General features: G+C 27.4%; 16 protein-coding genes and 3 pseudogenes. 18 read left to right on the top strand and 1 reads right to left on the bottom strand.

The features are described 5' to 3' along the window. Window positions 1-10: 10 nt before the first annotated feature. From CLSA_RS10575 to CLSA_RS10620, 10 genes and pseudogenes are all read left to right on the top strand, one after another. Complete coding sequence (locus CLSA_RS10575) at window positions 11-979, top strand: tRNA dihydrouridine synthase (protein ID WP_022746314.1); 969 nt, start codon at window positions 11-13, stop codon at window positions 977-979. 140 nt (window positions 980-1119) lie between these two features. Next, on the top strand, window positions 1120-3546 hold the full coding sequence (locus CLSA_RS10580) for a histidine kinase N-terminal 7TM domain-containing protein (RefSeq protein WP_041716565.1): 2427 nt from the start codon (window positions 1120-1122) through the stop codon (window positions 3544-3546). Between the two features lie 280 nt (window positions 3547-3826). Further along, window positions 3827-4440 (top strand): annotated as a pseudogene (locus CLSA_RS10585) (ribonuclease H family protein). Between the two features lie 321 nt (window positions 4441-4761). Beyond that, window positions 4762-6000: a GNAT family N-acetyltransferase gene (locus CLSA_RS10590; protein ID WP_041716235.1), complete on the top strand. Its 1239-nt coding sequence runs from the start codon at window positions 4762-4764 to the stop codon at window positions 5998-6000. 301 nt (window positions 6001-6301) lie between these two features. Then, window positions 6302-8236 carry a diguanylate cyclase gene (locus CLSA_RS10595; RefSeq protein ID WP_022746319.1) on the top strand — a complete coding sequence of 645 codons (1935 nt, stop codon included), beginning with the start codon at window positions 6302-6304 and terminating at the stop codon, window positions 8234-8236. Window positions 8237-8557: 321 nt separating this feature from the next. Beyond that, a complete protein-coding gene (locus tag CLSA_RS10600; protein ID WP_022746320.1) occupies window positions 8558-9613 on the top strand; it encodes a galactose ABC transporter substrate-binding protein in 1056 nt (351 codons plus the stop codon). Window positions 9614-9867: 254 nt separating this feature from the next. Further along, complete coding sequence (locus tag CLSA_RS10605) at window positions 9868-11130, top strand: hybrid sensor histidine kinase/response regulator (protein ID WP_022746321.1); 1263 nt, start codon at window positions 9868-9870, stop codon at window positions 11128-11130. A 16-nt stretch (window positions 11131-11146) separates the two neighbouring features. Next, window positions 11147-12109, top strand: a complete 963-nt coding sequence (locus CLSA_RS10610) for a sugar ABC transporter substrate-binding protein (protein ID WP_022746322.1) — start codon at window positions 11147-11149, stop codon at window positions 12107-12109. A gap of 21 nt (window positions 12110-12130) precedes the next feature. Next, window positions 12131-15349 (top strand): response regulator, encoded by a 3219-nt coding sequence (locus tag CLSA_RS10615; RefSeq protein ID WP_022746323.1) that lies wholly within the window; start codon window positions 12131-12133, stop codon window positions 15347-15349. An 18-nt stretch (window positions 15350-15367) separates the two neighbouring features. Further along, complete coding sequence (locus CLSA_RS10620) at window positions 15368-16510, top strand: CheR family methyltransferase (protein WP_022746324.1); 1143 nt, start codon at window positions 15368-15370, stop codon at window positions 16508-16510. 106 nt (window positions 16511-16616) lie between these two features. On the opposite strand, the gene CLSA_RS10625 is transcribed toward CLSA_RS10620, so the two are convergent. Continuing rightward, window positions 16617-16862, bottom strand: a complete 246-nt coding sequence (locus CLSA_RS10625; protein ID WP_041716236.1) for a hypothetical protein — start codon at window positions 16860-16862, stop codon at window positions 16617-16619. Window positions 16863-17244: 382 nt separating this feature from the next. Here CLSA_RS10625 and CLSA_RS10630 point away from each other — a divergent pair, with 382 nt between their 5' ends. The 8 genes and pseudogenes from CLSA_RS10630 (at window position 17245) to CLSA_RS10660 (ending at window position 24540) form a co-directional block, all read left to right on the top strand. Further along, window positions 17245-18705, top strand: a complete 1461-nt coding sequence (locus CLSA_RS10630) for a protein adenylyltransferase SelO (RefSeq protein WP_022746326.1) — start codon at window positions 17245-17247, stop codon at window positions 18703-18705. A 273-nt stretch (window positions 18706-18978) separates the two neighbouring features. After that, window positions 18979-19904 (top strand): annotated as a pseudogene (locus CLSA_RS10635) (exonuclease domain-containing protein). A 39-nt stretch (window positions 19905-19943) separates the two neighbouring features. After that, window positions 19944-20123, top strand: a pseudogene (locus CLSA_RS22505) (hypothetical protein); the annotation flags it as partial. Between the two features lie 369 nt (window positions 20124-20492). Then, window positions 20493-20915 (top strand): 3D domain-containing protein, encoded by a 423-nt coding sequence (locus CLSA_RS10640; RefSeq protein ID WP_022746330.1) that lies wholly within the window; start codon window positions 20493-20495, stop codon window positions 20913-20915. A gap of 618 nt (window positions 20916-21533) precedes the next feature. Continuing rightward, the gene (locus CLSA_RS10645; RefSeq protein ID WP_022746331.1) at window positions 21534-22199 is read left to right on the top strand and encodes an amino acid ABC transporter permease; all 666 of its coding nucleotides are present in this window, start codon (window positions 21534-21536) and stop codon (window positions 22197-22199) included. Then, a complete protein-coding gene (locus CLSA_RS10650) occupies window positions 22180-22857 on the top strand; it encodes an amino acid ABC transporter permease (protein ID WP_022746332.1) in 678 nt (225 codons plus the stop codon). The genes CLSA_RS10645 and CLSA_RS10650 overlap by 20 nt, the downstream gene beginning before the upstream one ends. 10 nt (window positions 22858-22867) lie before the next feature. Continuing rightward, on the top strand, window positions 22868-23617 hold the full coding sequence (locus CLSA_RS10655; RefSeq protein WP_022746333.1) for an amino acid ABC transporter ATP-binding protein: 750 nt from the start codon (window positions 22868-22870) through the stop codon (window positions 23615-23617). A gap of 50 nt (window positions 23618-23667) precedes the next feature. Next, a complete protein-coding gene (locus CLSA_RS10660) occupies window positions 23668-24540 on the top strand; it encodes a cysteine ABC transporter substrate-binding protein (protein WP_022746334.1) in 873 nt (290 codons plus the stop codon). The last annotated feature ends 11 nt before the right edge of the window (window positions 24541-24551 follow it).

Below are 24551 nucleotides of genomic sequence, written 5' to 3' on the forward strand. Positions count from 1 at the left end.
GTCTTATAACATGAAATACTATTTTGCACCGCTAGAAGGTATTACTGGATATATATATAGAAATGCATATCAAGCTTTTTTTGGACAAATTGATAAATACTTTATGCCTTTTATATCGCCAACTAAAAATAAGGGGTTTACTTCAAGAGAATTAAATGATGTATTACCAGAACATAATCAAGGACTTACTGTAGTACCTCAGATACTTACGAATAATTCAGAATATTTCATTGGTACGATGAATGAGCTAACTAAGTTTGGTTATAATGAATTTAATTTAAATTTAGGCTGTCCATCTGGGACAGTTGTTGCAAAACATAAAGGTTCAGGATTTCTTTCACAAAGAAAACAGCTGGATGAATTTTTAGAAGATATCTTTTCAAAATCATCAATGAAGATTTCTATAAAAACAAGAATCGGAAAGGATTCATCAGATGAATTTTATGAATTAATAGAAATCTTTAACAAGTATCCTTTAGAAGAACTTATAATTCATCCAAGAATACAAACAGACTTTTATAAGAACAAGCCAAATATGAAAGTATTTAAGGATGCATTAGAATTAAGCAAGAATCCTGTTTGTTATAATGGTGACATTTTTAATGTGAAGGATTATGTAGAATTGACAGAAATGTATCCTAGTTTGGATGCAGTAATGTTAGGTCGGGGTTTAATTGCGAATCCAGGACTAATCCGAAAAATTAAGAATGATAATGTCATAGATAAATATACAATAAAATCATTTCATGATGCAGTTTACGCAGGATATAAAGAAATACTTTCTGGAGATAGAAATGTATTATTTAAAATGAAAGAAATATGGTTTTATATGATACGTTTGTTTGATGAGAGTGATAAATATGCTAAAAAAATAAGGAAGACAGATAGATTATGCGAGTATGAAGTAATTATATCGATGTTGTTTGAAGAACTTGATATAGATGAAACACTTATACAAGGATTTAATATAGTCAATTAAATGAAGAAGCTATTAAGCATTATAGGTGGATCGTTCCATTTATAATGCTTAAATTTATTTTTGCACGATATTAAAATAAAAAATATGATAAAAGGCAAGAGTTTTGTATGAAATATTTAGTATAATAGATAGATGAGGTGATATTTTTGGGCGTAAATAATTTTTTGAGTTTTGTATTATTATTATCTGCATTAACGTTAATCTATATAGGTTATTATTCATGGAAAAGGAATAAGATATATGTTTCAATATCTTTACTTCCTGTTTCAATTTATGCATTTGGATATGCATTTGAAATATCATGTACAAGCATTCAATGCGTGAAGTTTTGGATTAAAATAGAATATCTTGGAATACCATTTTTAGCTGTGGTTTGGTTAATGCTTGCACTTGATTTTACTGGATATAAGGAAAAAATTAAAAAGAATATTCTAGCATTATCATATATTATACCCATTATTATAGTAATATTGAATTATACAAATGATTTTCATCATTTATTTTATAAAAAATTATATATGAATTATGATGGGATTTTCCCAATTGTAGAAATAACACAAGGTCCTTGGTATTGGGTAAATATTGAATATACATATGCTTTGATGATGATAGGTCTAATAATTTTTATACTAACATATTTAAAATCAGTATCAATTGTAAGAAAACAGATATTACTTTTAATAATGGCGTGGGTAATTCCTTGGATTTCAAATACTATTTATTTGTTAAAATTACTACCGTTTAATCTAGATATAGGCCCACTTGCATTAGCTTTTTCAGGAGTAATGTATAGTTTTGCAATATTAAAATTTAAATTTTTAAAACTCACACCAATAGCACTTGAAAAAGTTTTTTTTAGCGTATCAGAAGGTATTATAATAATAGATTCTGAAAATAATATAGTAAATTTCAATAATGTATCAAAAAATATTATTTCAGAATTAAAATACATACAAGCTGGCGATAAAAAAATTGATGAAGTATTAAAAGAATATGAAATGTTGTTGAACATAGTAAATGATGTTTCGTGCAATGAAGGTTTATTAAGTATAAAAGATAAAGAACAGTTAAGATATTATAAGATTAATGTTAACAATGTATGTGAGAAAAGTGATAAAATTATTGGAAAAGTTTTAATTTTACACGATGTTACTGAAATTGAAATTCAGAAGAGAGAATTAACTGATAATTTTAATTTCCTTCAAACGCTTATGGATGCTATTCCGAATCCTATATATTCAAAAAATAAACATGGAGTTTATAATCATTGCAATATTGCGTTTACAGAATTTTTAGGGATGAATAAAGAAGAATTTATAGGAAACACTGCTTATGATGTATTTGAAGAAAAATCAGCAAAAACTTATGATGAGTTAGATAAGAAATTAATGAATAAAAAAGGAACACAAGTTTATGAAGAAAAGCTTATTCATAGAGATTGTATGCATCATGATGTTATTTTTAACAAATCAGTTGTTGTAAATGAAGATGATAATGTTAAAGGATTGGTTGGCGTAATAATAGATATTACTGAACAAAAAAAGAATATAGAGAAAATAAATAAGTTATTGAAGTTAAAAGGATCAATGTTAAAGATGAGTTATTCAATTAATGAAATATCTAATATTAATAATTTATTGCAATTAATGCTTAATGAGGTTATTAATTGTATTGATGATAGAAGTTGCGGTTCAGTATTGCTTTTAGATAAGAATGATAATTTGAAAATAGCTGTAGCAAAAGGTTATAACTCAGAAGAGATTAAAATATTTAAATTTAAATTAGGACAACATTTTGGATGGTTTAATGAAAAAATAGCCATAGAGAAAACAGTTATTCTTAATGATATAGATAAAATGAAAAATGTAAAAATGTTAAATACGGATGAAGGAATAAAAATAAAATCAGCTATTAGTTCGCCAATTATTATAGATGGTAAGTTATATGGATTTTTAAATATTGATAGTATTTATAATAATATGTTTAACGAAGGCGATTTGGAATTAATGGAATACATGAGAAATCAAGTTTCAATTGTAATTAAAAATCATAGACTTTACGAAGAAACAGTATATTTATCTAGATATGATAAATTAACTAATGTATATAATAGAAGTTATTTTGAACAATTACTTTATACTGAGATTAATAAGAATAATGAATATAAAAGAGAATTTTTTTTAATAGTTTTTGATTTAAATGATTTGAAATTTGTTAATGATAATTATGGTCATTTAGCTGGTGATGAATTAATTAAAACATTTTCGAGAGGTTTAAGCGGTTTAGCTAAAGAGTTTGACATTATAGGGAGATTTGGTGGGGATGAATTTGTTGGAGCTTTCTTTAATATACATTTACAAAGATTGGTTAATAAATTGCAAGAATTGATTGAATACTTCAAAAGTAATCCAATAATATATGAAGGAAACAACATTGTTTGTAGCTATAGTTATGGTATTGTTAGCTTCCCACGAGATGGAACAGAATTTAACAAACTAATAAAAATTGCTGATAAACGCATGTATGAATATAAAAAAATAGTGAAAAGTAAAAATAAAACTAAATAAAAAAATGTGTCTATACATAAACAGGTTTCAAATTAAAGATATCTGTATGAAATGTTTGAGCAAGAAGTGTAGAAAATTTAAATAAGGAGTAACTTTTATGAAAATGATACTTTTTACAATGGAAATAATAGATGTTGAAAATAGTAAATATAAAATTAAAATAACCAATGATACTGAATGCTCTTTAATAGAATTTGACCCTTTAAAAAAAGAATTATATTTTATAAGTGATAATGCTTTGACGATTTATCTTAAAATTAACGAATATCAACTTAGAAAGATGTTGCATAATAAAAGAATAGATACATACTATGTTGGATTTTATGTAAAATTTGTTTTAACTGATGGCAAAGATGTAGCAGCTTTTAATGATAGAAGCAAGATTGTAGTTTTAGATAAACGTAACAATAAATGTGATAGTTATGTAATAGATGAAAATAATGCTGAAGAAAAAACTTATAAAATTTTTACAGATGCTAGCTATTTTGAAAAGCAAAGATATGGTGGAATTGCTTTTATAATAGAAGACTTAAAAGGAAATTATAGTTTATATACAGAAAAAGTTGAAGAAATGGGTAGCAGTCAGGCAGAACTTGAAGCAGCTATAGAGGCCCTTAAATTATTAAAAGATATAGAAAAGATAAGAATAATAACTGATAGCCAGTATGTGAGAAAAGGACTAACAGAATGGTTACCAATTTGGAAATTAAATGGGTTTAAAACCGTAAATGGAGAAATTCCCAAGAATATGGATAAATGGATTAACTTTGATAAATCATGTGATAAAAAAATATTGAATTTCAATGGGTACAAGGACATTCTAACCATTTTGAGAACTCTCTCTGCGATATGTATGCAAGGGAAGCAGCTAAAAATTTAAAGGTAGTAAAGTAATATTTTTGTTTTAATTCAAGTTAATATTTTTTAAGTTATAATAGAGTTTTAATTTACCGTTTAGATAATGTATTTGGATATGGAAGATACTTATACAAAATATAAAGAAAAGTACTTGAATTTTATTAAATTGAATATATTTGAGAATATAGGAATAATTTATAGACTGTTTATCTATAATATTTTTTATGTTGCTTTAAGTGAATTTATAAGAAATAAGGTATGGATTTGTTATTGGTAAGGAATAAAAAGCAAAATTAATTATGCATATTATATTTATTAATAACGATTCTTTGCAGATAGAATCAAGGAGGATTTATGGTGAAAGATATAGAAAAATTTATTGAAGTATATGGCGATTTTAAAATGCGGAAATTAACAGAAGATGATTTAGAACAATTTAATGGACTTTTGAGATATGCTTTTCAAATAACAATGGAAGATCTTTTGCATACTGGTTGGACAGAGAATCAAATTATGCAAGCAAAAATGCCTATTCTTAAAAATGGTTATGTAATAGGGTGGTTCTATCATGATAAATTAGCTTCAATGATTGTAGTTTACTCTATGAAAGTGAACATTCATGATAATATTTGTAAGATGGGTGGAGTTACAGGAGTTGCTACTTATCCTGAGTATACAGGTAAAGGATTAATTCATTCATTGATTAAACACGCTATCATGCATATGTATCAAGAAGGACAATCTATTTCTTTTTTATATCCGTATTCAATTCCTCTTTATAGAAAACATGGCTGGGAAATCATTTCTGATAAGATTACTTTTACAATAAAAGATACTCAGCTTCCTAAAAAAGAGCCAGTAGAAGGTATGATGGAACGTGTAGATTTAGAATGTGAAGATCTTTTAAATGTACATGATTATTTTTCTATGCAGCGTCATGGGGCGATGATTCGTGATAAACTGGCTTGGGATGAATATTGGCGCTGGGATAGTGATGATATTATTGCTGCTGTTTATTATAACAAAAATCATAAGCCCCTTGGATATCTAATTTACTATATAAGAAATGATATATTTTATATTAAGGAATTGATTTATCTAAATACTGAAGCACATCATGGAATTTGGAATTATATAAGTGCACATTATTCTATGGTAAAGGAAGTAAAAGGTAATAATTACTCTGGAGAACCAATGGCTTTTTTATTTGAAGATAGTGAAATCGTTGAAAAAATCGAGCCATATTTCATGGCAAGAATTATAGACGTACAAGAATTTATTTTAAGATATCCTTTTTTAGTCAAATTACAAAAATTAAATCTTAATTTTAAAATAAATGATTCTATAGCTAAATGGAATAATGGAGTTTTTAATGTTTATTGGAATGGAGAAGAAACAATTTGTCAAAAAACTAATGACATTCGTGCAGCTAATTTGGTAGAAATGGATATTCAGACATTTACAACTATGCTTATGGGATATAAGCGTCCTACATTTTTATATGAATGTGGAAGGATACAGACAGAATATTATATGCTAAGAATTTTAGAACAATTGATACCAGTAGAAAAACCTTACTTTTCAGATTATTTTTAATTTAAATACATTTTAATCGTTTGGGCTAGTATAGATACATCAATATTATAGTTCAAAATTTCTATTAGATTACCCTCAAAATTAATGAATACTTAAAATAAAGGTTAGCATAAAATTAGTGAAGAGATTTATAATTATCTTAAATTATGTAATAAGCCATAATTTTGCAATTAAATTTTCTTAAATAAAATTTAATTGCAGAAATATAGAAAAAGAGGTATAATAATGTCTATTATACATTTATAACAATATATGTTTTTGAACAGTTGTAAAATATATTGTAAGGAAAAGGAGTCTAAATGTGAAAAAAAGATTCATAGTTAAAATATACTTAATTCTTAGTATTTTTACTGTATTAATCCCCACATCATCAATTATTTTGGCTCAGCAAAAAATAATTCCTTCTTTTGATAGGTGGAGAATTAACAATTTTACTTTCTTTTTGCTAGTTACATTATCTATTTCTATTATTCCTACTTTATTTTTAGTTAATAAAATAACAAGAATATATGTAAAAATTAAAGAAATAAAAAATAATTTAAATATGAAAAATGAAAAAAAATTAAATAAATTTAAATTAAAAAACATTGATTTTTTCTTTGAAGAAATAGATAAAATAAGTAGAGAAGCACGGATACTGCAGTTTGAAAATAGAATTTTGTATGATACAGCGTTGGCAATACACAGTACAGCCTCTTTTCAAGAGTTATTAGATACAATATTGGCTAGGCTTACAACTCATATAAATGCAGATTTTGGTTTAATATTTTTATTAGAAAATGATGAACTTAGGCTAAAAGCATATTCTAATATTTTTGATCAAGATATAGAAAAAACAAGCTTTAGAATAGGAGAAGGGCTTGTAGGATGGTCTGTTCATAAAGGCGAAGGAATACTAACTCGAGATGTGCAAAATGATTATCGTTATATACGTTGTATTAACTATACAAAAGCTCAAATTACCATTCCTATAAAAATGTACGAAAGAATACTTGGGGTTCTGGTTTTAGGAAGTAAAAAATCTTCTGATTTTAATGAGTCAGATTTTAAACTAATTAATACAATATCAGGTGAAATTGGACTTGCAATAAATAATGCTCAATTAACAGAACATCTTAAAAAAGAAAATGAAAATAATCAAATGCTTTTTAAATTAACCAAAAAAATAACATCTTCTGTAGAATTAAATAAAGTAGCTGAAATTGGTGTTAAAACAATAATAGGTGTTATAAACGTTAAATCTTGTGTTTTAGCAATATTAGAAGAAGGCAACGAAGATGTTTTAAAGATTATTTCATCATATGGAACAGATAAAGAAAAATCACAATTTTTAGAATTGAAAGAAACTATAAGAGAGGCATTTACTGAAAAACGATCTGTTGAACAAAAAATAGATACTGGATATGTATATTCCATTCCAATATTGTCTAAAGAAAACTGCATAGGGATTTTACATATAAATACAGAAAATATATTAACTATAGAAGAAATTGAACTTATTAATAGTGCAGTAACTTCTTTATCTAGTGCGTTAGAGAATGCTTTTTTATATAAAAGTGTAGAGACTTTAGCCATAAGAGATGGATTAACGAGTACGTATAATCGCCGTTATTTTCAAGATGTAATTGATGAATATACTAAGAAAGCTCAAATAAATAATGAAGATTTATCGTTAGTAATGTTAGATGTAGATAATTTTAAAAAATATAATGATACTTATGGACATATAGTAGGAGATTTTATCTTAAAAAAGATTGCAAACATTATGGAGAACTCTTTAAGACATGATGATATAATATCCAGATATGGTGGTGATGAATTTATTATTATTTTACCTAATACTAAGATTGAAGAAGCAAAAATTATTATGGAAAATATACGAGATTCAATCTCTTCTTATAAATTTGAAATTGATGATGAAAAGAAAGAAGTAGAAGAAGAGAAAGTTGCAGAGTTAAAAGAAGTTATAGAAGTAGAAGGTAAAAAGGGTAATATGTTCAAAGGTGAGAATTTATTTAATAATAATTTTAAAAATTGGATTATTGAAAAAGTGGGATTAAATCAATTTAATCGTACTTCTCAATCTTTCAATGTTACAATTAGTGTAGGAATAAGTTCTTTGATGCATACTAATTACGATAAAGAAATGTTGATAAAGAATGCTGATAAATCATCTTTAGAATCAAAACGAAAAGGAAAGAATCAAGTAAGTATATGTATGCCTGAATTGAATTAATATTTGGAAATAAAACTATATAAATGTTCACTAAAAATAGTAAGAAATATACAAAAGCAAGGAAACTTTCTTAAATACAAAAATTACAAGAGAGTAGTAATACTACTGAAACTTATAAAATATAAGCATAGTACTAAATATATTTTAGTACTGTGCTTTTTTAGTGTTGAAAATTATTCTTTTCAATGTAATTAATTTGAAGAAGTTTATTAGATTGAAAAGAATTATGTTATTTAATATATATAAAATTAGAATATTTTTTTTATTAAAACGCAACCTAAGATTAATAATATAACTAAATAGATATTATGGAGGAGCACAATGAGAAATTTAAAAAAAATATTAGTATCTATTATGATTCCAGTTATGATGATTATCCTAATTACTGGGAGTTATAGAAATAATGTATATGCTGGTCCAAAGGTTTGCAGAGAAACTCCGATTAAGATAGCTGTATTTTTAGATAATGCTGACGCTATGTATATTTCTCTTCTTAAACAAAACCTAGAAAGTATTGAAAAAGAAAATAAGGATAAAGTTAAATTTACTTTCTTTAATGCAAAAGATAATCAAAGTATACAAAATGAAAGCATTGATAAAGCTCTTGAGGATAATTATGATCTTTTTATTATAAATACAATTAGTCCTAATTTAAAGGATGTGGAAGACACTTTTCGTAGAATTATGGAAAAAAACATTCCTATAATTTTAAATCCAGATCCAACTAAAGAGATAATAGACTTTGTTAAACCTTATAAAAAATTTGTTGTTATTGGAGCGGATTTTGAGCAATCAGGTACTATGGAGGGTAAAATTTTAGCAGATGAATGGAATTCTAATAAACAGGTTATAGATAGAAATCATGATGATATATTGCAGTATGTTATTTTAAAAGGTAGAATCGGAAGCCCATTAACTTATTTAAGAACAAAATATTCTGTTTTAGCTCTCAATCAGTCTGGAATAAAAACAGAAGAAATTGATTCAAATAATTGTGAATGGTTAGAAGATTGTGCTAAGAGTTCTATTGAATCTCTATTTCTTAGATACGGAAACAAAATTGAAGCAATAATTTCTAATAATGATGCTATGGCAGTAGGTGCAGTGAAAGCTTTGAAAGAATATGGATACAATAAAGGTGATAAATCAATGACAATTCCAGTTGTAGGTATTGATGGAATGCCACAAGCTAAAGAATTTATACAAAAAGGTTATATGACAGGTACAGTTATTGTAGAGCCTCATGATCTTGCTGAAGTCCTTTATACTATAGGAATTAATTTAGTATGCAATAGAAATCCTCTTGAAAATACAAATTATAAGTTTGATGATACAGGATATACAGTTCATCTAAATTATACTGAATACATAAAATAATTCTTAAATGTAGGAGCAAAAAAGTAAATGAAGTCAAAAAATGGAATAATGGATATTGAGCTGATATTATAATATGAATACCAATGAAAAACAATCATTATTGTAAGATTTTGTTATATATATAATTGGTAAAAAAGTAAAAATTGTGATATAATCAACAATAAAAAAGCAAAAAAATTACAAAATGGAATTAATTGCTGTTTTTTTAGAAATTTAGCTAAGTTATATTAGTTATTTAAGTGAGGTATTGAAATATGGGAACAAGTAATTTGTATACAATTTTAGTCGTAGATGATAATCGCAATAATTTATTTACTGTCAGATCACTTATTGAAGAATATATAGATGCTCAGGTTATTCTTGCAGATACTTCGACAAAGGCGTTACATGAACTTATAAAGCATCAAGTGGATTTAATTATTTTAGATGTACACATGGAGAAGGGAATGGATGGATTTGAGCTAGCAAAAATTATAAAAAGCAGAAAAAAAACAGAACATATTCCTATTGTATTTTTGACTGCAGCGTGCATAAACGAAGAGTTTAAAAGAAAAGGTTTTGAAATAGGAGCAGTAGATTATCTTACTAAACCTATTGATGACTTTTTAATGATAAATAGAATAAATGTTTATTTAAAGCTGATTGAAAAAGAAAGAAAGATGAACATAATTTTACAAGAGCAGGCTGAGGAACTAAAAAGGGCAAGGAATGTAGCAGAAGCTGCAAATAGAGCTAAAGATGTATTTCTTGCCAATATATCACATGAACTTAGAACTCCTTTGAATATTTTGTTTGGAACAACTCAAATAATAAAATTTCATCTTGATAATGATGAAATTTTAGATATAAGAGAATTAAAGACTAAATTAAAAACACAAACTCAAAATTGTTATAGGCTTATAAGATTAGTAAACAATCTTATTGACATTACAAAAATTGATTCTAGTAACTTTGCTCTTAACTTATCAAATTGTAACATTGTTGAGATAGTAGAGGCTATTGTAACATCAGTAGTTGAATATGCACAATTAAAAAATATTAAAATAATATTTGATACAGATGTTGAAGAAGTAATACTTGCATGTGACCTAGATTCCATTGAAAGAATTATTTTAAATCTTTTATCTAATGCTATAAAGTTTACTCCTAAGGATGGACATGTTTTTGTAAATATAAGTACTAATGATAACTTAGTTCAAATTAAAGTTAAGGATTCAGGTATAGGGATTCCTGAAGACGAACAGAATATGATATTCGAAAGATTCAAACAAGTGGACAACCTTCTTACAAGAACAAATGAGGGTAGTGGAATTGGACTTAATCTGGTAAAGTCTCTTGTTGAAATGCATGGTGGAACTATAAAAGTTAATAGTGAATATAAAAAAGGGAGCGAATTTGTCATTGAAATTCCCATAACAAAAATTAATAATAATGAATCACATGAAAAGGGTGCCAACAATATTTTTAGCAATGTAATTTCAAAAATTGACGTTGAATTTTCTGATATATATTTCTAGGGAGGTAAACAAAACAATGAAAAGAATTTTAACAATGATACTTGCTAGTATTATGATTATGTATTTGTTTGCTGGATGCACTGATAGAACAAATCATAGGACAGATATTAATAAGAAAATTAAAATTGGTGTTTGTGTTTCTAATCTCAATGATAAATTTATGTCTTATTTGATTAAAGAAATGAAAGATTATGCACAATCTTTAAATAATGTTGAAATAGAATATGTTGATGCTAAAATAGATTCTAATACACAGTTGTCGCAGGTTGAAAATTTCATATCAGAGAAGGTAGATGTTTTAGCTGTTAATCCAGTGGATAGTAATTCGACTAAGGTAATAAGTGACAAAGCTAATGCAGCTGGAATTCCAATAGTTAGTTTTAATAATAACTTTGAAGATTCTAGTGATGTAATATGTTCGGTAGACTCGGATTTAAAACAATCTGGTTTATTAGAGATGGAGAATTTGGCAAAAAAAGTTAATTACAAAGGCAATGTTGCAATTATCATGGGCACTATGGGGCAGCAAGGTCAAAGACTTAGAACACAAGCGATTCGTGAAGTAGTATCAAAGTATCCAGATATGAAAATTGTTGCTGAGCAAACAGCTGGATGGAATAGAGCTAAAGGTATGGCTCTAATGGAAGGCTGGATTGAATCAGGCAAAGATATTGATGTTGTAGCTTGTGAAGACGATGAAATGGCAATAGGTGCATTAGAGGCTATAGAGCAATCTGGAAAACTTGATAAGATAACTGTAGGAGGGATTGATGCTACTCCTGATGGTCTTTATTACTTAAAAAATGGTAAATTATCTGTTACAGTATTTCCTAATGTAAGCGATCAAAGTAAAGCTGTTTTAGATAATGCAATTAAAGTAGCTAATGGAGAAAAAGTAGAGAAAGATGTAAGCTTTCCAAATGAATTAATCACTTTGGAAAATGTGGACCAATATATAGCTAAATGGCAAAATAAATAACACTACTTTAAGGAGGAATTTATGAAGAATTTTAGAAATTTTAGCATAAAGAAAAGATTTTTAATATTATTTTTTATATGTATTATAACCTTTGTTAGTTTTGGCGTTTTTGCCTTAATTCAAATGGATAATTTGGCAGAAGTAACTCAAAAATTGTATACTCAATCGTCAAAAGTTTCAGAAGCGGCAGTAAAAGCAAAATTAGATTTGATTAAGATTAATAGCTCAATTAAAGATGTAATTTTGTTATCAAATACCAATGAGATTGAAAGTCAGATTAATAAGGTTTCAGAATATGAAACTGATATTCAAAAAAATTTAGATATAATGGATCAAAATTCTGTTGATTCTAATACAAAAAGAAATTTACAGGATTCAAATGATCTCCTTTCAAAATGGTGGAAGCCACAAAGAGATAAAATTATTGAAGATGTGAAGAATGGGAAAAAAAATGAAGCAATAGATATATCTAAAGGAATCAGTTCGGATTTTGTTGACCAACTTGAACTTGATCTTGATAATATATATTCAACTTCGTCAGACAATCAAATTAGTTTAATCCAACAATCGAATGAAATGCAGAATTCAGAGAGAACAACATTAATTATAACTTTAACAGTTTTAATTAGTATACTAACATTGACTTTTATTTTGATGGCATTAAGCATTTTAAACCCTATTAATAAATTAAAAGAACACATGGCTAAAATATCAAAGTCAGGAGATTTAGAAGAATATAAAATAATAGATCATAAAAATGAAATTACAGAAATGGCTAAAAATTATAATGAATTGATAAACAAATTGAAGCATGAATTCTGGATAAATGATAATAGAAATTCTTTAAATGAACAAATGGTGGGTAATATATCTGTAAAAGAATTAACTCAAAAGACAATAAATTTCTTATCTAGATCATTAGATTCCGGAACTGGAACATTTTATATATATAATAGTGAAAAAAATGTGCTTACACTAAATTCTTCATTTGCATTTACAGAAAGAGAAGTGTTATCTAATACATATGAAATTGGTCAAGGAATAATTGGTCAAGTAGCTTTAGAAAAAAAACCTATACTTTTAACAAATGTAAGAAAATCAGATGCAGTAATTTGTAGTGGTACCATAAATGGAACTCCGCTAAATGTTTATGCTTTCCCATTAATTTATAATGACCAGCTTTATGGTGTAATTGAGTTATCATCTTTTGAAGCAATCAATGAATTAAAGCAGAAATTTATAGAAAGGATAAGCAGTGTTATTGCTGTTAATCTATATTCTGCAGTTCAAAATGAAAAAATTAAACAATTATTAAAAGTAAGTGAAAAAGCAACAAAAGAAGCTCAAGAAGTATCAGCTCAGTTAATAAGTGCTAATAGTGTATTAGAAGAACAACAAAGGCAACTTCAGGCTCAAACTGAAGAATTGCAACAAACAAATTCTCAGCTTGAAGAACAGCAACAAATACTTCAACAGCAAAGTGAAGAATTGCAACAGACAAACGCTCAACTTGAAGAAAATCAATCATATATGGAAGAACAGTCAAAACTTTTAAATGCTAAAAATGATGAATTGGAAAAATCAAGAATAGAAATTTTAGAGCGTTCTAAGGATCTAGAAATGGCTAATAAATATAAAACTCAATTCTTGGCGAACGTATCTCATGAACTTAGAACACCACTTAATTCCATTATATTATTATCAAAACTCTTAATAAAAGGCTGCAAAGACGTTACACTACATGATTCACAGGAAAAGATAAAAGTTATATTTAATGCCGGTCAAGATTTACTTAATTTGATAAACGATATTTTAGATTTATCTAAGATAGAGGCTGGAAAAATAGAATTAAACTATACATACTTTAATTCCAGTGAGATTACAGAAGAACTTAATAGTCTATTTAATGAGAATGCGGTAGAAAAAAATATTCAATTTATATGTGAAGATAAATTTAAAGATACTATCTATGGAGATAAAGAAAAAATATCTCAAGTGTTAAAGAATTTCTTATCTAACTCATTTAAGTTTACAGAAAATGGTTCTGTAAAATTAAAAATCGAAGAAAATACTAAAGGGGATAACAGCATAGTATTTTCTGTAATAGATACTGGAATTGGTATATCTAAAGAGCATTTAGATACAATTTTTGATGAGTTCCATCAAGCAGATGGTTCAATTTCAAGAAAATATGGTGGTACAGGACTTGGCCTGTCTATAAGTACTAAGCTCTGTGATCTTATGAAGGGAAAAATAAATGTAATAAGTGAAGTTGACATGGGAAGTACATTCTCATTACATTTACCTATTATAGTTCAAGAACATTCTATTTCTAGTCTTGAAGAAGTAGCAGCAACATCAACTATTATGAATAATGAAGTTCAGCATATAATAAATGTTCAAGAAAATGAGATAAAGAAAGAAAAAAATAAACAATTACTGATCATTGAAGATGATAAAACTTTAATTGATTCTATTAAAGCAATATCTGAAGGGATAGGATTTCAAACAGTAACATCAAATAATGGAAATGAAGGGTTTAAACTTTTAAAAGAAAATGATGTTGATGGCATTGTACTTGATTTAGGATTGCCAGATGTAGGGGGAATTGAATTATTAAAAAAGATTAATTTAGAATTAAAACAAAGAAAATTGAGCATACCTGTTGTTATTTATACGGGAATGCAGATAAATAAAGAGCAAGAAAAAGAAATAAAACTATATGCAGACAGCATAATAATCAAGACTACGAATTCTTTTGAAAGACTGCTAGATGAATTGACTCTAATACTTCATAAATTTAATGGAGAAAAAGAATATAAGAACATAATTACATCTAAGATTAATAAAGATAGAGCGCTGAATTTAGAAAATAAAAAAATACTAATTGTAGATGATGATTCAAGAAATATATTTGTACTAGCAGCGGCTTTAGAAGAATATGGTGCAGAAATTATTGAAGCAGAAAACGGAAAAATTGCACTTGATGAGCTTCAAAATGAAACTTGTGATTTAATCCTGATGGATATAATGATGCCAGTTATGAATGGATATGATACCATTAAAGCTATAAGAAATAATGATTCAATGAAAGACATACCAATTATAGCAACTACAGCAAAATCCCTAAAAGGTGATAGAGAAAAATGTATGGAAGCTGGTGCAAATGATTATATTTCTAAGCCAATTGACTACGATGTACTTATAACACTAGTAAAAGCTTGGATTAATAAAGCGTAAAAATAATGGAGGATAATTTTGAACTTTAGAATAATTTATAATCAAACAGAAGATAATATAGTTGTTGTAGGAGAATTCGAAGAGTACAAGCACGAAGAACAACTTATGGAATTTTTAAATTTGCTACAAAAGCAAAACTTTTATATAACTTTTTTAGAAGCTAATATAGTTCCTCGTAATATAGTAGAAAAACTTTTTACTTTACAAGAGGATGGCAGGTGTACAATTTTTGTTTTAGAAAGATACTTATATTCATACTTGCAAAATTTAGGAATAAAATGCAAATATACTGAAGCACACTGGTGTTTTAACAAATTAGAAAATAAACTGCCTAATGAAAAACAAACTTTAAATAAGGAAGATGTCTATATTTTTTTAAATGAATTAAATAATGTTTATGGTTATGATTATACAGATTATCAAATTGACAGTATATCAAGGCGTATAAATGTAGCCATGATAAAAGAGGGAATCTGTGATTTTGCTTTGTTTAAACATAAAGTTTTAAATAATCAGAAATTATTTCATAATTTATTTCTTGATTTTTCAATAAATACTACAGAATTTTTTAGGGATCCTGAGGTGTTTGCATTAATTAAAAATAAAATACTTCCGTATTTAGATTCATACAATCATATTAAAATTTGGTGTGCAGGGTGCTCTACTGGAAAAGAAGTTTATTCATTAGCAATAATGCTTGAGGAAGCAGGAATGCTTGGTAAAACTCAGATCTATGCTACAGACCTTAACCCTTATGTAATAGAAGAGGGTAAAAATGGCATGTATTCTACAGGCACTTTAGATAAAGATATAAATAATTATAGAAATGCACAAGGAGAAAAAAGTTTTATTCAATATTTTGACATTACTAAAGGTTATATAAAAGTTAAATCTGAGCTTATGAAAAATATATTGTTTTTTCATCATAGTTTACTTAGTAATGGGACATTAAATGAATTTAATCTCATACTTTGCAGAAATGTATTTATTTATTTTAATGATGGTTTGCAGGAGAAAATATTAAGAAATTTTTATAATTCATTAGATAACAATGGATTCTTAGTACTAGGAAAAAGTGAAGGAATTCAAAGAAATAATGGAGAAAAATATTTTTGTAAGTATGATGAAAAATTAAAAGTATATACTAGAATATATTCATAAAAGAGATGCTGCAGAAAAGATAAAATACAATATATTGATTTGATTTACTATTTAATAAACCCAATCAATATATTGTACTAAAAATTCATTTTGCGACAAGCTCTTTTTATTTTTTCTTATCTAGTTTACTTTGTTCATATTCATTATTTATTCTTTTCCAATTCTTAAACATGAAAGCTAAACCAATTAGTTCAAAAAATATTGTCAATTGAAATAGTTTTGGGAATTTAAATCCAAAAATAAAAAATGCAATTCCAATATACATAAATTTTAAGTGTATCGTGTATTTACTATTGGTGTGTTTTTTTATTTTATCATTTTTAAATTTAAATCTTCTTTCTTTACGTCCCATAATATCACCTCTTTCACTATTATATATTGATTTATAAAATAATAATATATTTTTTTACATTCGATTTATAAATTTATTAAAAACATTGTATCAAACTATTTTTAATAGATTTAACTTTATTTAATATAAAATTTGATCTTATTATAATCTATAAAGTTTAGAATATCTCAATGAAATCAAGTTAGAAATATAATGATATAGAGTTTGTTCGTATTTTATCAAATTATGAGAAATGTATAATAAATTTTCGAAAGCAGATACTAAAAAATGATAGAACATGTTGATATAAAAAATAGAATTTAGGAATATCACAAAAAGCTATCATTTTTATTTTTTAAAAGAAAAATTAGAATATAAAAAGTAATATAAGAAAGGAGATACGATGGCAACAATAAAGATAGGGTGGAACTTAGACAACAGTTATGCTAATTTACCAAAAACATTTTTTAGTAAACAAAACCCAAGACGTGTACATTCGCCAGAACTTGTTATCCTTAATGAACCACTAGCAGAATATTTAGGGTTAAATAGTGAATCATTACGAAGCAATGATGGTATATCTATATTTGCTGGAAATGAAATACCAGAGGGCAGCATACCTATTGCTCAAGCATATGCAGGACATCAATTTGGATATTTTAATATGCTAGGTGATGGAAGGGCTATATTACTTGGTGAACAAATTACACCAAGAGGTAAAAAGCTTGATATTCAATTAAAAGGTTCTGGTAGAACACCTTATTCGAGAGGTGGGGATGGTAGAGCAGCACTTGCACCAATGCTTCGTGAATATATAATTAGTGAAGCAATGCATGCACTTGGAATTCCTACTACTCGTAGTTTAGCAGTAGTTACAACTGGTGAATCAGTAATACGTGAAAAAGAATTACAGGGTGCAATTTTGACTCGTGTGGCTGCAAGCCACATTAGAGTTGCTACATTTCAATATGCATCAAAGTATGGAAATGTTGAAGAACTTCGTACATTAGCCGATTATACACTAAAACGACATTTTTCAGATGGAGAAAGTTCAGAACTGCCATATCTTTTCTTACTTAAGGAAGTTATTAAGCGTCAAGCATCATTGATAGCAAAATGGCAGTTAGTTGGATTTATTCATGGGGTCATGAATACAGATAATATGGCTATTAGTGGAGAAACCATTGATTATGGTCCTTGTGCATTCATGGATACTTATGATCCTTCAACAGTGTTTAGCTCAATTGATAAACAAGGAAGATACGCATATGGTAATCAACCACCTATTGGAGAATGGAATTTAGCTCGATTTGCAGAAACTTTATTGCCATTGTTAGACGATGATCATAATAAAGCTGTTAAATTGGCACAAGATGCACTTTCAAATTTTGAAGGATTATATAATAATAGTTGGTTAAATGGAATGAGAGCAAAATTAGGAATATTTAATGAAGATCCGCAAGATGAATCTCTTATTCAAGTTCTCTTAAGTATAATGCATAAATATAATGCAGATTATACAAACACTTTTAGAGCATTAACTTTGGATAAACTATCAGATATGGATTTATTTGATACAATTCACTTTAAAAACTGGTATGAATTATGGAAACGTAGATTAAGCAGTCAGCAGGAGTCTAAGGAGCGTGTTCATGAATTAATGAAAAGTTCTAATCCTACAGTAATTCCTCGTAATCATAGAGTAGAGGAAGCACTTGAAGCAGCTGAAAAGGGAGACTATAGTATAATGGAAAAACTTCTTGATGTTCTTTCAAAGCCATATGAACATTCTAAGAAGCAGGATGAATATGCTGAATTACCTCCAAAATCTACGTGTGGTTACAGAACTTTTTGTGGTACATAATATATGGTGTTAAATTAACTCATAATATAATAAGTTAAAAACAAAACAAAATATAAAAGGGCAAAAAATACATAACTAATAGCCCTTTTATATTGCATAGAATTTATATCTTTTTAGGAATTAAAGATTAATATATAAGTTCTAATTTAATAAAATTAATAATTAGTAAATGAACAATATTTCTTTTAGAACTTATATAATTAAAGAATATATTATTATATCAAATAATTGTGTATAATAATTTATCATAACTAAAGATTTAGGAGAAGATAAATGAATTTTGTAGCGATAGATTTTGAAACTGCCAATGAAAAAAGGAATAGCCCATGTTCTATAGGAATTGTTGTTGTGGAGAATGGTGAAATTATAGAAAAAGTACATCATCTAATTAAACCTAAAGAAATGAGATTTATGCCAATAAATATTGGTATTCATGGAATAAGACCTAGTATGGTTAAAGATGAATTGGAATTTGATAAAGTATGGCAAAAGATTAATCATTATTTTAATAATAATTTAGTAATAGCGCATAATGCTTCTTTTGATATATCTGTGTTAAGAAACACACTGGAACTTTATAATATTGAAATGCCAAGTTTTAAATATATATGTACAATGAAACTTTCTAGAAATTTTTACATAGGCCTTGATAATGCAAGATTAAATACAGTAAATAAATTTTTAGGATATAAGTTTAAACATCATGATGCTTTAGCAGATGCAATGGCATGTAGCAATATATTAACTAGCATATGTGAAGAATTAAATTGCAACAATATTAATGAGATATCAAATTTAGTTGGAGTAACTTTAGGGTGCGTAAATCAGAGCGGGTACAAGCCATCTTCTACAAAAGGAAGAATTTTAAAGCACTCTAATAGACAAGAATTAGAAAAAACTGAAAATGAAATGAATAAACTTAATATTAATGCATTCCAAAATGAGGTTGTTGTATTTACTGGAGGTTTAGTTTCTATGACAAGAGATGAAGCTATAAGATTAGTTAGAAAACTTAATGGTATGGTTGGAAGTTCTGTGACCAAAAGACAACATGCATAATCACTAATATGAAAAACATAGAAGAATTACATAGAGATGAAATGAGCACTAAACTTAGGAAAAGCGTGGATTTAACGAAAACAGGACAAAATATAAAGTTTTTAGATGAAGAAGAATTTTTAAAGATATGTTTTTACTAAGCTTAAGTTGCTTAAATTGAAATTTAACTAGTATAATTTTTGATGAAAAATCGCACAAGCTTTTTAGTAGCACACCGTTTATCTACAATCAGATATGCAGATTATATTATGATAATTAGTGATGGAGAAATATTGGAAAGTAGAAATCATGAGAGCCTTATGCAGAAAAAAGGGCAAGATTATAAAATGATAGTTAGTCAAATGGGGAAAATTAATTAAATCTTAATAATTTACATATAGCTGAAAGAATGGTCTGTATAAATTTGTTTTTACATAAAATAAACACAGACTATTTTATTTTTTATGAAAATATAATTCAGTTAAATTTGAAAATAACTTTTGAAAGTGGTACGAACACACAGCTTAGCAAATAAAATTTCTTGTATTCTAATGACCAATTGACATCATGTAGTTTATGAGGACAGTATAATTCAAAGATATTATGTTAAAACATAAATAACTTTGCAAAAAATAGATAAAAAGTTAAAAAAGTAATAAAGATTTAATAACTTGGATACGTTTTCATTTGAAAAAATTCTAAGTTTATGGTACAATGTAAAGCATACACATTGAAAAAGGAGAGATTTAATGATAAAAAGTTATAATTGGACGAAAGTGATGAAAAAATCAGTTGCTGTTTTAACGGCTCTAAGTATTTGTTTGGGTACAGAATTTGCTTTTCCAAGTAAAGCAGCTAAGGCACAAACAGCAAATTATGATTTGATTTGTTCATCAACGGCTTATACAGCAGATGCTGGAAGTCTTACAGCAAGTGGAAGAGTAGTAGAAAGAAATCCACGAAGGATAAGTACAGTTGCCGTCGATCCAGATGTAATTCCTCTAGGATCAATTTTATACATTCAAGGCTATGGATATGCAGTAGCAGCAGATACAGGTGGCGCAATAAAAGGAAACAAGATTGATGTATTCTTTGATAGTGAGAGCGACTGTGATGATTGGGGTGTAAAAACTGTTAAAGTTACAGTATTAGGGGATTCTACAAATTCATAGATATAGATAAATAAGTAAAAGGGTTTACTTATACATTGTATTAAAACAAAATTATCTGCAATTTGTATTGTTACGAAGTAAAGTTTATTACCTGTTTATCGATGATTAAAGAATTATAAAAAGTTAATTTGATTATATAAAATGCTTTACATAATATATGTAATTTTATAGTGTAAGGATAAACTTTCTATGTTAATAAACTTGGACAAGCTTATTAGGGTAATAGTAATGTTAAACAATTATAAGATAAGATACAGTAAATATATTCTGTAAAAGAGCTGGCTGTTGCATTTGCAACAGCCTTTTTTGTTATGATGAAAAATAGGATTCAATAGAATCCTATTTTTGCATAAATTATTATTATAGAATAGAAAAATTCTTGTGATATTTTTCACATTGGCTAGTATTATAGATTAAAACAAAGGCTACATTATTAGAATATAATTTTATTATATTGTTAATTTCAATTCTATAAAGAATAAACTTGATAAAAAGCTAATAATTCTACAACATTTCGTGGTAATATGATTGACAAACTCTGATAAAGTTGCTAATATATATTTATTCCTAGCGGAATTGTATGAATTGATAGAAGGAATAAAAAAAGGTGGTAGATAAATGAATATTGACTGGAATTTTGTAGTGACCAACTTACCTTTATATGAGAAAGCGGCATGGATCACACTGAAGCTTGGCTTTGCTGGAATAATCATATCATTGGTAATTGGATTATTATGTGGCATAATATTATATTTTAAAGTAAAAGTCATTGATTCTATTGTACAAGCTTATATAGAACTTTCAAGAAATACCCCATTGCTTGTACAGATATTTTTCCTTTATTTTGGATTACCAAAATTGGGATTAAAAATGAACGAGAGTACTTGCGCAATAATTGGACTTGCATTCTTAGGTGGAAGCTACATGGCCGAAGCGTTTAGAAGTGGACTTGAGGCTGTTGGAAAAACACAAATTGAATCTGGAATAAGTCTTGGTCTTTCAAAAATTCAACTTGTAAGATATGTAATAATTCCACAGGCTTTTTCAATAAGTATGCCTGCATTAAGTGCAAACTGTATATTTTTATTAAAAGAAACTTCAATATTAGGAGCTATTTCTATACTAGATGTTACCAATCTAACAAAGGATTTAATAGGAATGTATTATAGAACATTTGAATCATTAGCGATGTTAGTTGTAGTTTACCTTATAATGATTCTGCCTTTATCATTTGTACTGTCTTGGTTAGAAAGGAAGGTGCGATATGCAGAATTCGGCAATTAACGTTATTTTTCAAGAAAAAAATATTCAGCGTTTATTTGAAGGGTTATTTGTAACAGCAGAAATTGCTTTTATATCTATTATTATAGGATCTATACTAGGTATACTTATAGGATTGAGTAGAACAACAAAATTCAAGATAGTACTTTTTATTAATAGAGTGTATCTTGAAGCCTTTAGAATAATACCAACACTAGTTTGGCTGTTTATTTTCTATTTTGGAGTTACAACAGCACTAGATATAAATCTTGATGGAGAAATAGTTTCTATTATTGTATTTAGTCTGTGGGGAGCAGCAGAAATGGGGGATATTGTTAGAGGAGCACTTCAATCGCTTCCGAAACATCAAATTGAGTCTGGTAAGGCTTTAGGGTTAAGTTATTTTCAATTATATAGGTATATAATGATACCCCAAGCTATAAGAAGAATGATACCTGGAACTATAAATTTAGCTACTAGAATGGTTAAAACTACTTCTCTTGTAGTTTTAATAGGTGTTATAGATGTAGTTAAAATAGGTCAGCAAATTATTGAAAGTTCAAGATTTGAATTTCCTACTGCATCTTTTTGGATTTATGGTTTTATATTCTTCTTATACTTTATAATATGTTATCCACTATCAAGGCTATCAAAAAAACTAGAAGCAAAGTGGAATAATTAGGAGGAGTATAATGGATAAAAATAATAATCCTGTTTTATTACAGATACAGGATGTTCATAAAAAATATGAAGATAAAGAAATATTAAAGGGAATCGATTTAAGTATTCATAAGGGTGAGGTTTTAGTTGTATTAGGACCATCAGGTTGTGGAAAAAGTACTTTCTTAAGATGTCTTAATGGTCTTGAAAAGATTCAAGGTGGAGATATTAAGTTTAAAGATACAAGTTTTTGCGATAAAAATGCTAATTGGCAGGAGATTCACCAAAAAATAGGAATGGTATTTCAAAATTATGAATTGTTTCCACATATGACGATTATAGAAAACATACTTCTTGGTCCACTGAAAGTTCAAAAAAGAGATAAAGCTGAAGCTCTTGCGCAGGCAGAACAGCTTTTAGATAGGGTAGGGTTATTAGATAGAAAGAACTCATATCCACGTCAGCTTTCAGGAGGTCAAAAACAAAGAATAGCTATTGTTAGAGCATTATGTATGAATCCAGAAATAATTCTTTTTGATGAAGTAACTGCCTCTCTTGATCCAGAAATGGTAAGAGAAGTTTTGGATGTTATACTAGGCTTAGCTAAGCAAGGTATGACTATGGTAATTGTAACTCATGAAATGGGCTTTGCGGAGTCTGTAGCAGATAGAATAATATTTATGGATGAAGGAAAAATATGTGAAGAATCAAAACCAAAAGAATTCTTTACAAATCCAAAGACTGAACGTGCTAAGCACTTTCTAAATATATTTCAATATTAATTAATAAGGTAATTCAAAAATAATAATTATTAACGAGAGGATGATGAATTATGAAAAAAATCAAAAAAATCGTAGCAACATTACTTTTAAGTACTGTAGTAATTGGAGGCTTTGCTGGTTGCGGTAATTCAGCATCAACAAGCAAAAGTAACTCAAATGATACAGCAGCTAGTTCTATTCAAGATATTAAAGATCGTGGAACTATAAAAATTGGTGTATTTAGTGATAAAGCTCCATTTGGTTATGTAGATTCAGATGGAAAGAACCAAGGGTTTGATGTATATCTTGCAAAAAGATTTGCAAAAGATCTTTTAGGGGATGAATCAAAGGTTGAATTTGTTTTAGTTGATGCAGCAAGCAGAGTATCATACTTAGAATCTAAAAAGGTTGATATAATAATGGCAAACTTTACTGTTACAGATGAAAGAAAACAAAAAGTAGATTTTGCAAATCCTTATATGAAGGTATCTCTGGGTATAGTTTCACCAGACGATAATAAAATTACTTCAGTCGATCAGCTTAAAGGTAAAAAAGTTATAGTAGCAAAAGGAACAACTGCTGAAACATATATGACAAAAAATTATCCAGATGTTGAATTAGTTAAATATGAACAATACTCAGAAATATTCCAAGCATTAAAAGATAAACGTGGTGATGCCATAGTAAGTGATAATACAGAAGTTATTGCATGGGCTAAAGATAATCCAGGATTCACTGTTGGTGTATCATCACTTGGAAGTCCAGACACAATTGCACCAGCTGTAACTAAAGGTAACACAGAACTTAAAGATTGGATCAATACAGAACTTGAAACTTTAGGTAAAGAAAATTTTGTACACAAAGCTTATGATGAAACATTAAAATCTGTATATGGTACAGAATTTGAAGATAGTCTTGTAGTTGAAGGTGGAAAAATAGAATAATAAACATGAAT

The organism is Clostridium saccharobutylicum DSM 13864, from assembly GCF_000473995.1.
Taxonomy (GTDB): Bacteria; Bacillota; Clostridia; order Clostridiales; family Clostridiaceae; genus Clostridium; species Clostridium saccharobutylicum.

Bases quoted from the DNA above. Each gene is read 5' to 3' on its own strand.
- CLSA_RS10660 (WP_022746334.1), top strand. From the start codon at position 23,668: ATGAAAAAAATCAAAAAAATCGTAGCAACATTACTTTTAAGTACTGTA.
- CLSA_RS10600 (WP_022746320.1), top strand. From the start codon at position 8,558: ATGAGAAATTTAAAAAAAATATTAGTATCTATTATGATTCCAGTTATG.
- CLSA_RS10625 (WP_041716236.1), bottom strand. From the start codon at position 16,862: ATGGGACGTAAAGAAAGAAGATTTAAATTTAAAAATGATAAAATAAAA.
- CLSA_RS10575 (WP_022746314.1), top strand. From the start codon at position 11: ATGAAATACTATTTTGCACCGCTAGAAGGTATTACTGGATATATATAT.
- CLSA_RS10645 (WP_022746331.1), top strand. From the start codon at position 21,534: ATGAATATTGACTGGAATTTTGTAGTGACCAACTTACCTTTATATGAG.
- CLSA_RS10640 (WP_022746330.1), top strand. From the start codon at position 20,493: ATGATAAAAAGTTATAATTGGACGAAAGTGATGAAAAAATCAGTTGCT.
- CLSA_RS10605 (WP_022746321.1), top strand. From the start codon at position 9,868: ATGGGAACAAGTAATTTGTATACAATTTTAGTCGTAGATGATAATCGC.
- CLSA_RS10610 (WP_022746322.1), top strand. From the start codon at position 11,147: ATGAAAAGAATTTTAACAATGATACTTGCTAGTATTATGATTATGTAT.
- CLSA_RS10630 (WP_022746326.1), top strand. From the start codon at position 17,245: ATGGCAACAATAAAGATAGGGTGGAACTTAGACAACAGTTATGCTAAT.
- CLSA_RS10650 (WP_022746332.1), top strand. From the start codon at position 22,180: ATGCAGAATTCGGCAATTAACGTTATTTTTCAAGAAAAAAATATTCAG.
- CLSA_RS10655 (WP_022746333.1), top strand. From the start codon at position 22,868: ATGGATAAAAATAATAATCCTGTTTTATTACAGATACAGGATGTTCAT.
- CLSA_RS10615 (WP_022746323.1), top strand. From the start codon at position 12,131: ATGAAGAATTTTAGAAATTTTAGCATAAAGAAAAGATTTTTAATATTA.